Source organism: Nocardia vulneris (assembly GCF_001613425.1).
Classification (GTDB): domain Bacteria; phylum Actinomycetota; class Actinomycetes; order Mycobacteriales; family Mycobacteriaceae; genus Nocardia; species Nocardia vulneris.
In genome coordinates this window covers 1-12,383 of record NZ_BDCI01000009.1, presented here as the reverse complement: position 1 = coordinate 12,383, position 12,383 = coordinate 1, and the positions used below count along the sequence as shown (strand labels likewise).

At 69.0% G+C, this 12,383-nt stretch carries 10 protein-coding genes; 5 read left to right on the top strand and 5 right to left on the bottom strand.

The window, feature by feature from the left end:
- Nucleotides 1–50: 50 nt before the first annotated feature.
- Together folE and ftsH are read right to left on the bottom strand one after the other, a co-directional pair.
- On the bottom strand, nucleotides 51–656 hold the full coding sequence (folE, locus tag NVU01S_RS13235) for a GTP cyclohydrolase I FolE (RefSeq protein WP_175068893.1): 606 nt from the start codon (nucleotides 654–656) through the stop codon (nucleotides 51–53).
- 222 nt (nucleotides 657–878) lie between these two features.
- Nucleotides 879–3,284, bottom strand: a complete 2,406-nt coding sequence (ftsH, locus tag NVU01S_RS13230; RefSeq protein ID WP_043680830.1) for an ATP-dependent zinc metalloprotease FtsH — start codon at nucleotides 3,282–3,284, stop codon at nucleotides 879–881.
- Between the two features lie 451 nt (nucleotides 3,285–3,735).
- Between ftsH and NVU01S_RS13225 the strand changes: the two genes are divergently transcribed.
- A complete protein-coding gene (locus NVU01S_RS13225; protein ID WP_244467519.1) occupies nucleotides 3,736–4,590 on the top strand; it encodes a hypothetical protein in 855 nt (284 codons plus the stop codon).
- Between the two features lie 23 nt (nucleotides 4,591–4,613).
- Here the strand turns inward: NVU01S_RS13225 and NVU01S_RS13220 are convergent, their stop codons facing one another.
- Nucleotides 4,614–5,450: a DUF1266 domain-containing protein gene (locus NVU01S_RS13220; protein ID WP_036561581.1), complete on the bottom strand. Its 837-nt coding sequence runs from the start codon at nucleotides 5,448–5,450 to the stop codon at nucleotides 4,614–4,616.
- A 128-nt stretch (nucleotides 5,451–5,578) separates the two neighbouring features.
- On the opposite strand from NVU01S_RS13220, the gene NVU01S_RS13215 reads away from it, so the two are divergent.
- The gene (locus NVU01S_RS13215) at nucleotides 5,579–5,839 is read left to right on the top strand and encodes a DUF2277 domain-containing protein (RefSeq protein ID WP_014981265.1); all 261 of its coding nucleotides are present in this window, start codon (nucleotides 5,579–5,581) and stop codon (nucleotides 5,837–5,839) included.
- Here the strand turns inward: NVU01S_RS13215 and NVU01S_RS13210 are convergent, their stop codons facing one another.
- Entirely contained in the window at nucleotides 5,840–7,162 is a 1,323-nt protein-coding gene (locus NVU01S_RS13210; RefSeq protein WP_043680838.1) for a PucR family transcriptional regulator, read from the bottom strand.
- A 155-nt stretch (nucleotides 7,163–7,317) separates the two neighbouring features.
- Here NVU01S_RS13210 and NVU01S_RS13205 point away from each other — a divergent pair, with 155 nt between their 5' ends.
- The 3 genes from NVU01S_RS13205 (at nucleotide 7,318) to NVU01S_RS13195 (ending at nucleotide 11,078) form a co-directional block, all read left to right on the top strand.
- Nucleotides 7,318–8,925, top strand: a complete 1,608-nt coding sequence (locus NVU01S_RS13205; RefSeq protein WP_043680841.1) for an aldehyde dehydrogenase family protein — start codon at nucleotides 7,318–7,320, stop codon at nucleotides 8,923–8,925.
- Entirely contained in the window at nucleotides 8,922–9,755 is an 834-nt protein-coding gene (locus tag NVU01S_RS13200) for an SDR family oxidoreductase (RefSeq protein WP_063048115.1), read from the top strand. The genes NVU01S_RS13205 and NVU01S_RS13200 overlap by 4 nt, the downstream gene beginning before the upstream one ends.
- 426 nt (nucleotides 9,756–10,181) lie before the next feature.
- On the top strand, nucleotides 10,182–11,078 hold the full coding sequence (locus tag NVU01S_RS13195; protein WP_043682310.1) for a LysR family transcriptional regulator: 897 nt from the start codon (nucleotides 10,182–10,184) through the stop codon (nucleotides 11,076–11,078).
- Here NVU01S_RS13195 and NVU01S_RS13190 read toward each other — a convergent pair whose 3' ends face one another.
- On the bottom strand, nucleotides 11,079–12,380 hold the full coding sequence (locus NVU01S_RS13190) for an amidase (RefSeq protein ID WP_082859544.1): 1,302 nt from the start codon (nucleotides 12,378–12,380) through the stop codon (nucleotides 11,079–11,081).
- Nucleotides 12,381–12,383: the final 3 nt, after the last annotated feature.

Below are 12,383 nucleotides of genomic sequence, written 5' to 3'. Positions count from 1 at the left end.
GAGCCGGTGGCTCGTCCGCCGGACCGCGGGCACGATCATCCGGGATCCGCTCACTTGCGCAGAATGAGGTCGAGGGCCTCGGCACGCGATGACGGACTCGACTGCAGCAGGCCGCGCACCGCCGAGGTGGTGGTGCTCGCGCCCGGCTTGCGGATGCCGCGCATCGCCATGCAGAGATGCTCGGCCTCGACCACCACGATCGCGCCGCGCGGATCCAGCTTGCGCATGACGGCGTCGGCGATCTGACTGGTCAGTCGTTCCTGGACCTGCGGACGCTTGGCGTAGAGATCGACCACGCGGGCCAGCTTGGACAGCCCGGTGACCCGGCCGTGCTTGCCGGGGATGTACCCGACGTGCGCGACACCGTGGAACGAGACCAGGTGGTGTTCACAGGTGGAGTACAGCGGGATATCGCGGACCAGCACCAGTTCCTGATGCCCCTCGTCGAACGTGGTGTTCAGCACCGCGTCCGGTTCGACGTAGAGCCCGGCGAACATCTCGCGATAGGCGCGGGCGACCCGCGCGGGGGTGTCGACCAATCCGGGCCGGTCGGGATCCTCGCCGACCGCGATCAGCAATTCCCGGACCGCGGCTTCGGCTCTGGCCTGGTCGAACGGTTTACCGGTCTCCAGCGCGACCAGCTCAGGGCCGGTCACACCGTTGGCCGACCCGTTTTCCGCGGCACCGTCCGGATCGGCGAGCGTGTGACCGCCGAGGTGATTGTTGGCCGACAATCGAGGACACCTCCAAAATCTCGGGCGCCGGCAATCATTCGGCACCCCGGTGGTCGAGCCTAATCGGCACTGCTCCGGACGAGCGCGATAGGCCCGGAGACGACAGCTCGCCCGGCCACGAGGCCGGGCGAGGCCGCCCGTGGGTCAGTGCCGACCGTTCGGTCCATCCCACTCATTGTTCTCGCCCTCACCGTTCTGGTTCGGGCGGCCCTGCTCGTCGTAGCCGGGGCGATCGCCATAGTTGCCGCGACGGTCGTAATTGCCGTCCTGGCCACCACCCTGCGGCGGGGCCCACTGCTGGTGACCACCGCGCTGCGGCTGTTCGGTCCAGCCGCTCGGCTGGCCGGGCTGCTGCTCTTCGCGCGGCGGCCAGCCGGGCGCCGACCAGCCGGCCGGAGCGCCGTAGTCCGGACGCGAGCCATGCGTGCCACCGCGCTGCGGATAGCCGGGCGCGGGCGCCTGCGGCAGCGGGTAGCCGGTCGCGGGCTGCGCCGGGTAGCCGTACTGCGGCTGGGCGTGATACCCACCGTCGTCCGGGTAGCCGTTGGCGGGCTGGCCCTCCCGGGCCGCCCCCGCGGGCAGCGGTGCGGGCACCTGCTCCGGCGGCGGCCACGGCTCGCCGCGCTCGAGCGCCAGCTCGCCCGGGGTCTTGACCGGCGGCTTGCTGGACGGCACGCGGTCGCCGAAGTCGTTGAACGCGGTGATCCGGGGCCGCTTCTCCACGGTGGCGAGCAGCGTCTCGAGTTCCTTGCGGTGCAACGTCTCCCGCTCGAGCAGCGCCGTCGCCAGCACGTCGAGCACGTCGCGGTATTCGTTGAGGATGGCCCACGCCTCGGTGTGCGCGGCCTCGATCAGGTTGCGCACCTCCTCGTCGATGGCGCCCGCGACCTCGTGCGAGTAGTCCGAGCTCTGGCCCATGGAACGGCCGAGGAACGGATCGCCCGCCTCCTGGCCGTAGCGGACCGCGCCGAGGCGCGCGCTCATGCCGTATTCGGTGACCATCGCGCGGGCGATCTTGGTCGCCTGGTCGATATCGGAGGACGCGCCGGTGGTCGGCTCGTGGAACACCAGCTCCTCGGCCGCGCGGCCGCCCATCGCCATCACCAGGCGGGCGATCATCTCCGAGCGGGTCATCAGGCCCTTGTCGTCCTCGGGCACCGTCATGGCGTGGCCACCGGTGCGGCCGCGGGCCAGGATGGTCACCTTGTAGACGGGCTCGATATCGGGCATCGCCCAGGCGGCCAGCGTGTGCCCGCCCTCGTGATAGGCCGTGATCTTCTTCTCGTGCTCGCTGATGATCCGGCTCTTGCGGCGCGGACCGCCGACCACGCGATCCACCGACTCCTCGAGCGATTCGCCGGTGATGACGGCGCCGTTCTCGCGCGCGGTGAGCAGCGCGGCCTCGTTGATCACGTTGGCCAGATCGGCGCCGGACATGCCGACCGTGCGCTTGGCCAGGCCGTCCAGGTCGGCATCGGGCGAGATCGGCTTGCCCTGCGAGTGCACCCGCAGGATCGCGCGACGACCCGCCAGGTCGGGGTTGCCGACCGGGATCTGCCGGTCGAACCGGCCGGGCCGCAGCAGCGCCGGGTCCAGGATGTCGGGCCGGTTGGTGGCGGCGATCAGGATGACGCCGGTGCGGTCGCCGAAGCCGTCCATCTCGACGAGCAACTGGTTCAGCGTCTGCTCACGCTCGTCGTGGCCGCCGCCGAGGCCCGCGCCGCGCTGGCGGCCGACCGCGTCGATCTCGTCGACGAAGATGATGCAGGGGCTGTTCTGTTTGGCCTGCTCGAACAGGTCGCGCACGCGGGACGCGCCGACACCGACGAACATCTCGACGAAGTCCGAACCGGAGATGGTGAAGAACGGCACGCCCGCCTCACCGGCCACGGCGCGCGCGAGCAGCGTCTTACCGGTACCGGGCGGGCCGTACAGCAGCACGCCCTTGGGGATCTTCGCGCCGAGCGCCTGGTAGCGCACCGGATTCTGCAGGAAGTCCTTGATCTCGTAGAGCTCTTCGACCGCCTCGTCGGCGCCGGCCACATCCGCGAACGTGGTCTTGGGCATGTCCTTGGACAGCTGTTTGGCCTTCGATTTGCCGAAGCCCATCATGCCGCCGCGGCCACCGCCCTGCATGCGCGCCATCACGAAGATGAACAGGCCGAGCAGGATGATCATCGGCAGCACGAACAGCAGGATCTGGGTGAGCCAGCTCTCCTGCTTGACCACGGTGTTGTAGGGCGCGCCCGAGTTCTTCACGGCGTCGAAGACCTGGCTGGCGGTCTCGCTGCCGCCGGGGTACTTCGCGATGATCTTGCTCTGACCACCGGTCGCGTCGTTGCCGTTCTTCAGCTCGATGCGCAGCTGCTGCTCGCGGTCGTCGATCTGGACGTTCTTGACGTTGTTCTTGTCGGTCAGCTGGCTCAAAGCGACGGATGTGTCGACGTTCTTCCAGCCGCGCGTGTCATTGCCGAAGTAGCTGAACGCATAGATCACGAGCAGAATGCCCGAGACTATGGCCAGGGTGCGAAACACTGTCTTGCGGTTCATAGAGCGTCGGCCGGCCGGCCAGTCCTTTCCGGTGTCTCCGGTTCGTGCAAGCGATGCGTCGGGCGCGTCCGGCTCCGGGAGGGTTCGGATGCGGACATGCCACGTTACCGCGTACGGTCTAGTCGATACATCGCGCAGTTCGGCTGCAGGTGCAGTTAAAGAGGTAAACGGCGAAGGGACGTCGGTGGTTCCCGAAGTCCTCCGGCTGTGTTACTCCAAGTGGTCACAATCATGGCATGTTCGGCCTATCGTGAGCGACGACACAACACCGCGATGCGAGCGACGGGCGCGAAGGCGGTAGCTTGCGTAACCACGTAGTGCCCCGCGAGCACCGCAAATCCAACAGAGCGCAGGGGGTATGGACATAGTCGAACTACGGACACCCACAGCGATAGTGCGTCACGGTCGTGGGAGATTGATCGTCCTGCGGCCGGGATCCGATGGTGAGCGGGTGCTCGACGTACCGGTTTCGGACCTGTTGAAGGTCCGGCTGAATCGGCGCGCCGACGACGCGGTGGTCATCGAGATCTACCTGAGATATCCGACGCCGGTGCTGACCGGGGTGCCCGCAGACCGTACGCCGTTACCGGTGCTCATCGCCGAGCACGATGTCCCGGCCGCGAGCGAGATCGTGGACCGGATCAACAGCCAGATCCTGTCCACGCAGCGCATCGATGTCGCCGCGCCGGATCTCAACCCGCCCGCACCCAGCTGGGGCAAGTCCGGGCCGACCCGGGCCGACGTGGAACGCGCGGTACGCCGGATGGCGCCGCACCGCGAGGCCAAGGCGGCGATAGCCGCGCTGCATCGCTACGTCACGCCGGACGAGTACGTGCTGGAGACCGCGATCGCGACGGCGCACGCGCCCGCGGGCAGCGGTTCCGGCCTGCTCGCCGCGACCACCGGACGGCTGCTGTTCATTTCCATCGGTGCCGGCAACCGCTACGCGCACGAGTTCCCCATCCCGGCGGTGCTGTGGGCCCGCAATACCGACGGCACGCCGGTAGCGGCGGGCGAGATCGGCGCGCCCCGCGGCGAGGCGGGCATGGAAGTGCACGACGGCAACGTCACGCTACGTTTCACCGGCGCGGACCGCTCCGACACCGAACGCGTCACCCTCGCGGTGAATTTCGCGGTCCGCCGCGATTCCGCCGACGGCGCCGCAGGCCCGGCCGATCCCGGTGTGGCACAGCTGTATTCGGAGTGGGAACTGCTGGTCGAACGGCATTCGCTCGGCATGGTCGACGACGCGCAGTTCCAGCGTTACGGCCGCGGCATCCTCCGGTCGCTACCCGACGGCGGGTAGCGACCAGGGGGCCGGGCGCCTGCTCAGGCTTGCGCGACGGGCGTCGGGGTGAGGCTGATCCGCCGCCAGGGGCTGGTCGGGCGCATCCACAGGCGCAGCAGTTCCATGCGCCGGTCCACCCCGCCGTTCTTCAGTTCCGCCAGGTCTTCACACGCCTGCCAGTAGGTCCAGCCGGTGAGGTAGGCGTCGCCGAATTGGCGCCAGTTGCGGTACTTGGCCTGGGCAATGGGCAGCGCCCGCGCGAGGTAGTCCCAGGCCAGGTCTGCGTCGAGGTAGCCGGCGGTGAAGGCCATCCGCGCGACCGCGACCACCCGGGCCAGGTCCCAGGCGTGGATATCGCTGGGCAGCGGACGGGCCAGATGATCGGTGAAGCCGATCTTGATCGCCTGTGACCAGATGTCGTAGTCGCGGACCAGCGCCTCCGGGTTGTCCATCCCGCGGAACGACCCGACCTGGCGCAGGAAGGCGCGGTGCCGATCGGCCCGCTCGCCGAAGCGGTCCCGCTCGCTGGCATTGATCGAGGCCATCACCAGCGGGTGGACCAGCGCGTAGAGCGGCGCGTGCATACCGTCCAGCAGCTGCTCCATGGAGGCCTGCGCCTCGGTGCCGTCCGTGATGCCCCAGGCGCCGGTGAGGGTGTCGATGGCGAGTTCCCGGCGGTCGCCGAGCGGATGCTCGCGCTCGGGGCCGAGCAGCAGCGCGTCGTGGAAGGCGTCCCAGCGGGCCGAGTAGAACGCGCCGAGCGCGAGCGCCCGTAACTCGTCGTCCGCGACCGCCGCGCCGGACCAGTGGTCCTCTTCGCGCTGATCCAGCTCGTCGTACGGGAAGGTCGTCAACGTGGGTACACCGCGGGCAGGCATGGGCCCGAGTCTATTGGCCGTGCCTGCGGCGCGGTGTGGTTCGCCGCGGCGCGGTCGCCGGCGGTCCAATTTCGGCCGAGGAGTTTCTTGCCCTGCCGCATACCGGGCCAGAGAGCTACTGTGCTCGCATGAGTAGCAACATCACCCTCCTTCGTGGCCTGGAACCTGCCGCTACCGAGCAGGAAATCTATGCTGCCGCACTGCAGTACGTGCGCACGGTCGGTGGTGTGTCCGGCCTGAGCTCCACGACCAAGGCCGCCGTCGACAAGGCCGTCACGGCCATCGCCGCGGCAACCACGCAGCTGCTGGCCGACCTACCCGATCGTCCGGCCGTCGCGCCGACCGAACCGCCGCTGCGGCGGGTGGCCGCGGGTGAGGCGGCCGAGTGATCATCCGGTAGGCAGGGCGGCCGCGCCGTAGGCGGCCACGCAGGCCAGTGCCAGTTCCAGCGGCAAGCTGCGCTGTTCGATCGGATGGCCGAGCAGTTCCTCGATCCGCTGGATCCGGTACCGCACCGTGTTCTTGTGTACGCCGAGCAGTTTCGCCGTGGCCTCCGGACTGCGATGGCTCTTCAGATAGGCGTGCAGTGTCGCGCGCAGTCGCGCCGCGTTCGCGTCCGAGCCGGACAGCGCGCGCAACTCCCTGGCGATCAGGCCGTGCATCGCCACTTCGTCGGCGCCCGCCAGGTAGGCGATCTCCACGTCGCGATAACCGATGACGCGGTCCGGGCGGGCCGGACCCCGATCGGCGACCTGCCTGGCGGCGACCGCCTCGCGATGACTCTGCCGGAATCCGGCGAGCTGGCCCGCCGGAACCCCGAACGCGACCCGGACCGGCGCGTCGACCAGTCCGGCGGCGATCCGCCCGAGCGCGCCAGGCTCCCCCGCGTCACCTCGACCGCCCTGTCCCCCATCGGAATTCGGCCCCTCGTTGAGCCCGGCCCAGGCCCACATGCCGCTGGCACCGGACGCGACGGTGAGCAGCCTGCTGCTACCGAGGCCCGCGGCGACCCGGGTGGCGACCCTTTCCAGCAATCCGATGGCTTCGCCGTCCCCGCTGCCCGATTCGCCCTCGTCGGTCCACAGCACGAACGCGACGTGGCGCTGACCGAGCCGGTAACCGAGCCGGACCGAGGCCAGGTCGGCGTCCAGCTCGTCACCGGCGAGCAGTGCGCGGATGGTCTCGGTGCGCCGGTTGAGCGCGGCCCGCATGACTCGCTCGCGCTCCTCCATGTAGGTCTCGGTGAGCAGTTCGACCGAGGTGCTCACCCATTTCGTCGAGCGCTCGAACATCCGCAGCATCACTGCCCGCTCGATTTCCTGCGGGGCCTGGCGCTGATCGATCGCGTCGGTCATGTAGTCGAGCACGCCCTCCATGCCGACGTGGTAGGTCCGTAGCAGCACGCGCAGCTCGAATCCGCGCCGCGCGATCGTCCGCGCGAACGCGTGCGCCTCCTCCGGAATCGTGAATTCGTAGGTGTCGCTTGTGATTCCGCTCAACATCAGCCGGGCGTGCGCGCGGGTGCTCGCGGCGAGGTCGCGACGCATGTCGCGATCGGCGAGTTCGGGCACGCGCGCGACGATCGTGCTGTCCAGGCGCGCCACGATCTGTTCGAGCGTCTCGGCCCGCATCGTCTCGTAGACGTATTCGGCGAGCCAGTCGCGGACCACCTCGAGATCCGCCCCGGTCCGGCCCGGTGATGCGCCCGTCACAGGTCCTCCCATTTGTACTTCGAGTACAAAATTGCCCGGTCCAGTTGACAAACTGAGCCAAGAAACTCCAGTTCGATTGTGCCAACATCATAGTCCAGTGGCGCCTTTCACATCCCGCCATCGGCTCACCGCACAACGTCAGTGGGAGAACAACCGTGACCGACACCGAACCAGCAAAAAAGGCGCAGGCGCGCAAAGCGACCGCGAAGAAGCCTGCCCCGGCGCCCGCACCCACCGTCATCGAGGTGCACAACCCCGGGACCGGCGCGCTGGTCGGCACGGTTCCCGCGGTGAGCGCCGACGAGGTCGCGGCGAAGGTGCGCGAGCTGCGCCTGTATCAGCCGGAGTGGGAGGCGATCGGCGCCGACGGCCGCAAGGAATGGCTGCTGAAACTGCAGGACTGGCTGATCGACAACACCGAGCAGATCGCCGACGTGGTGCAGTCGGAAACCGGTAAGCCACGGGTGGATTCGCTGATCGACCCGGCGTTCGCCACCGATCTGGTCGGCTACTACGCGCGCCGCGCGGCGAAGTTCCTCAGCGACGACCACCCCTCCCCGCACAGCCCGCTGGCCCGGGTCAAGAAGCTGACCACCGCGTACAAGCCGTACCCGGTCGTCGGGGTGATCACGCCGTGGAACTTCCCCCTGGCGATGCCCGCGCTGGACGTGTTTCCCGCGCTGGCCGCGGGCGCCGCGGTGATCCTGAAGCCGTCCGAGGTGACGCCGCTGTCCGCGCTCGAATTGGCAAGGGGCTGGGCCGAAATCGGCGCACCGCCGGTCCTCGCGGTGGTCACCGGCGCGGGTGCGACCGGTGCCGCCGTGGTCGAGCACGCCGACTACATCCAGTTCACCGGCTCGACCGCGACCGGCCGCCGGATCGCGGTGGCCTGTGCCGAGCGGATGGTGCCCTACAGCCTGGAACTGGGCGGCAAGGACCCGGCCATCGTGCTCGCCGACGCCGACCTCGACCGCGCCGCGCACGGCATCACCTTCGGCGGCATGTTCAACTCCGGCCAGGTGTGCATCTCGGTGGAGCGGGTGTACGTGGAGGCGCCGGTCTACGACGAGTTCGTGGCCAAGCTGACGGCGAATGTCAAAGCGCTGCGCCAAGGTGTGGACGATCGCCAGGCCGCGCACGACGTGGGCGCGCTGGCCAACGAGAACCAGGCGACGATCGTGCAGCGCCACGTCGACGAGGCCGTCGCGGCCGGCGCGAAGGTGCTCACCGGCGGCAAGCGGGCCGGATTCGGCACCGCATTCGAGCCGACCGTGCTGGTCGACGTCGACCACACGATGTCCTGTATCACCGAGGAGACCTTCGGCCCGACACTGCCGGTCATGAAGGTGGCCGACGAGGCGGAAGCCATTCGGCTGGCGAATGATTCGATATACGGCCTGTCCGCCTCGGTGTGGACCGGCGACAAGGAGCGGGGCGAGCGGATCGCCCGGCAGCTCAATGCGGGCGCGGTCAATATCAACGACGTCTTCAGCAACCTGTTCAGCTTCGCGCTGCCGATGGGCGGCTGGGGTCAGTCCGGTGTCGGCGCGCGCTGGGGCGGGGCCGAGGGCGTCCGCAAATACTGCCGCCAGCAAGCGATTACGACGCCGATCCTGCCGACTCAGCAGAAGGAGCTGTTCTGGTTCCCGTACCAGATGCCGAAGCTGCTGTTCGCGGTCGGCGCCATGCGCGCGGCCGGCGCCCGCGGTCTGCGCCGCATCGACATTCCGGCTGTTCTGAAACTCAAGGGAGGCAAGAAGTGAGCGACTCTTCGAAGATCCGCGGCAAGGTCGTTGCCATCACGGGTGGGGCCCGTGGCATCGGGCTGGCTACCGCCACCGCGCTGCGGGCGCTCGGCGCAAAGATCGCGATCGGCGATATCGACGAGCAGACAGTGAAAGAGTCGGGCACCGCGCAGGGTTTCGAGTACTACGGCAAGCTCGATGTGACCGATCCGGCCTCGTTCGAGAGCTTCCTCGACGAGGTCGAGCGCGCCGTCGGCCCGATCGACGTGCTGATCAACAACGCGGGCATCATGCCGACCGGCCGGCTGGTGCACGAACCGGATCAGATCACCCGCCGGATCCTGGACATCAATGTCTACGGTGTCATCCTCGGCTCGAAGCTGGGTCTGACCCGGATGCTGGCCCGCAAGAGCGGGCACATCATCAACATCGCCTCGCTGGCGGGCGAGAGCCACATCCCCGGCTTGGCCACCTACAACGCCAGCAAGCACGCGGTGCTCGGGTTCACCGACACGCTGCGCGAGGAGTACCGGGACTCCGGCGTGCGTTTCTCCTCGGTGCTGCCGACGCTGACCAACACCGAGCTCGGCTCGGGTGTCACCCCGCCCAAGCTGCTGCGCCCGGCGGAGCCGGAGGAGATCGCCGCCGCCATCGTCGGGCTGATCGCCGCGCCCAAGTCGAAGGTCAGGGTGACCGCGGTGGCGGGTTTGCTGGCGCAGCTGTTCGGCATCCTGCCGGACGCGGTCGGCGACACCGTGGCCCGCGCGCTGGGTTCGGGTCGCGCGTTCCTCGACGACGTCGACACCGATCAGCGCAAGGCGTACGAGGATCGCGCCCGCAGCGTCTGAATCGCTTCCGTAGCCGAGCGCTGCGGCCCCGGATCCAGCCGGGGCCGCAGCGCTTTTTTGTGCGCCGGCAAACCGGTCTGAGCGGTCGGTCAAACCATAATGTGACGAAAATCACCATAGAGGGTGCAAATGACTCCGCGGCGGCCAGAAGCAGGCCGTCAGCGGACTCCCAGCAACCGGTCGGTCGGTCTTTAGCTGAACTTGATGTTGCGCGAAATCGGCTATTCATGCTGGTCTAGTGACCGATTGATCTTTGCCGCCACCTGAGCGGCGGTATGCCGATCATTCGCGGAGGCGGTGGTGCGCCACACCATCACAGGCAATATGCTGTCTCTAACAAACCTGTCGAATGTTTTGGTACCCGTATCCGAACTTTCTGGCTTGATAAGGCTGGAAATTCAGGACTGATTCTGATAGCAAGGGGCTATGGACCCGCATTTGCGCGACCTGCGGTATTTCGTCGCCGTCGCTGAGGAACTGCACTTCACCAACGCCGCTCAGCGGCTGCACATCGCTCAACCCACCCTGTCGCGTCAGATCCGGCAGCTGGAACGCCAGCTCGACGTGGTCCTGTTCGACCGCAACCAGCGCAGCGTCGCCCTGACCGTCGCCGGCAAGGAACTGCTCGAGGGCGCGCGCAAGATCCTGGAGCTGTGGGAGGTCACCAACGTCTCGCTGCAGGAGGCGGGCGAGGTGTTGCGCGTCGGCATCCAGTCCGCGCTCGGGCGCGGGCTGCTGAACGATCTGGAGAGCGCCAGCGGCCATCGGCTGGCCCTGCACGCGGCCTCCTGGACCGACCCGTCCAGCGGCCTGTCCGGCCGCCAGGCCGATCTGGCGCTGGTGTGGCTGCCGCTACCCGACCCGAACCGCTACCGCTGGCAGGTGCTGCGCACCGAGCCGCGCTGGGTGCTGCTGCCGGAGAACCACCCGCTGGCCGATCAGGAGACGATCGAGTTCACCGATCTGCTCGACGAGCCGTTCGTCGCGCTGCCCACCGAGGCGGGCGCGGTCCGTGACTTCTGGCTCGGCAACGACGCGCGCAGCGGACGGCAGCCGAAGATCGGCGCCGAGGCGGCGACTCCCGAAGACAAGCTGGAGGCCGTGAGTCTCGGCCTCGGCGTCTGCCTGCTGGCCGAGAACAACGTGCCGATGTACCGCTGGCCCGGGCTCACCGCCCGCCCGGTGGCCGGCCTCGCGCCGTGCGAACTCGCCGTCGCGTGGCGGGCCGACGACACCAGGCCGACCATCCTCGAATTCGCCGGCCGCGCGGTCGACGGCGGGTTCTCGGTACAGCAGCCGCAACCCGCCGTCAGCGCCTCCTGATCAGTTGATCGTGCGCCGCCACGGGTGCTGCGCTTCCAGCTGTGCCGACAACCGCAGCAGGGTGGATTCGCTGCCCGGCGGCCCGGCCAGCTGCGCGGCCAGCGGCGTTCCGACATCGGGGTGCAGGCCCATCGGGAGCGAGGCGGCAGGCCAGCCGACCAGGTTCCACAGCGGGGTGAAGGGGGAATACCGCGCGCAGGCAAGGACATTGGCCAGCCAGCCGCGGCGGTGCCAGGCCCGCGCCTTGGGCGGCGGGCCGGCGAGCGTGGGCGTGATCACCACGTCGTAGCGTTCGAAGAATTCGAGCAGGCGCGCCTCGACCCGATCGACCTGGCTCTGCCGGACCAGGCGTAGTCGGGTGACGGTGCGACCGAGTGCGAGATGCCGTCGGGTACGCGGCTGTAGTCGATCGGGCTGGGGTAGCGCGGCGGCCTCCCGCGCGCCGACGGCCAACCAGCGCAAGAAGATCCAGAGCAGCGCGTCGCCGTAGGGCAACGTGGTCGGTTCGACCAGGTGCCCCGCGGCCGCGGCCACCGAGGCGGCGGTGCGGGCGGCGTTGGTCCACTGGCGGTCGACCGGGAACAAGCGCAGGGGTGGAGCCACGGCTAGACCGATGCGTAGTCGGCCCGGCGGCTCCACCTCGGCTAGGTCCGGGCGCGCGGCCAGCACCGACAATGCCAGCGCGGCATCGCCGACTGTCGTTGCGAACACCCCGTTTTCGATCATGCCGGACCAGTCGTCGACACCGATCTGCGCGGGCACCGTGTGGTGTCCGGGCTTGAAACCGTAGACACCACAGCAGGCCGCGGGCGCCCGCACCGAGCCGAGTCCGTCGCTGCCGTGCGCGATCGGCACCAGCCCGGCGGCGACCGCGGCGGCCGCCCCGCCCGACGAACCGCCCGCGCTGCGCGCGACATTCCACGGATTGCCGGTGATCCGGTCCGGGGTGTCGGTGGTGCCCCACAGTGCGAGTTCCGGCACCGTGGTCAGCCCCACGATCACCGCGCCCGCCGCGCGCAGCCTGCGCACCACCGCGTGGTCGTCGGCGACCGGACGGGCGTCGGTCGCGGCCGACCCGGACCGCATCGTCTCCCCCGCCACCGCGATGTGGTGCTCGATCGAGATCGGCACCCCGGCCAGCGGTAGCACGTCCAGGTCGGCGCGCTGCTCCAGCGCGCTCGCCTCGGCCCTGGCCTTATCCGTGCGAATAACGCTGAACGCATTGGTGTTCCGGTGCTCGGCGACGATCCGGGCGAGCGTGGCGTCGACCGTCTCGCGCGCGGTCAGCGAGCCGTCGCGCACGCC

Coding starts and splice junctions, on each gene's coding strand:
- ftsH (WP_043680830.1), bottom strand. CDS start 3,284: ATGAACCGCAAGACAGTGTTTCGCACCCTGGCCATAGTCTCGGGCATT.
- NVU01S_RS13220 (WP_036561581.1), bottom strand. CDS start 5,450: ATGCCTGCCCGCGGTGTACCCACGTTGACGACCTTCCCGTACGACGAG.
- NVU01S_RS13215 (WP_014981265.1), top strand. CDS start 5,579: ATGAGTAGCAACATCACCCTCCTTCGTGGCCTGGAACCTGCCGCTACC.
- NVU01S_RS13195 (WP_043682310.1), top strand. CDS start 10,182: ATGGACCCGCATTTGCGCGACCTGCGGTATTTCGTCGCCGTCGCTGAG.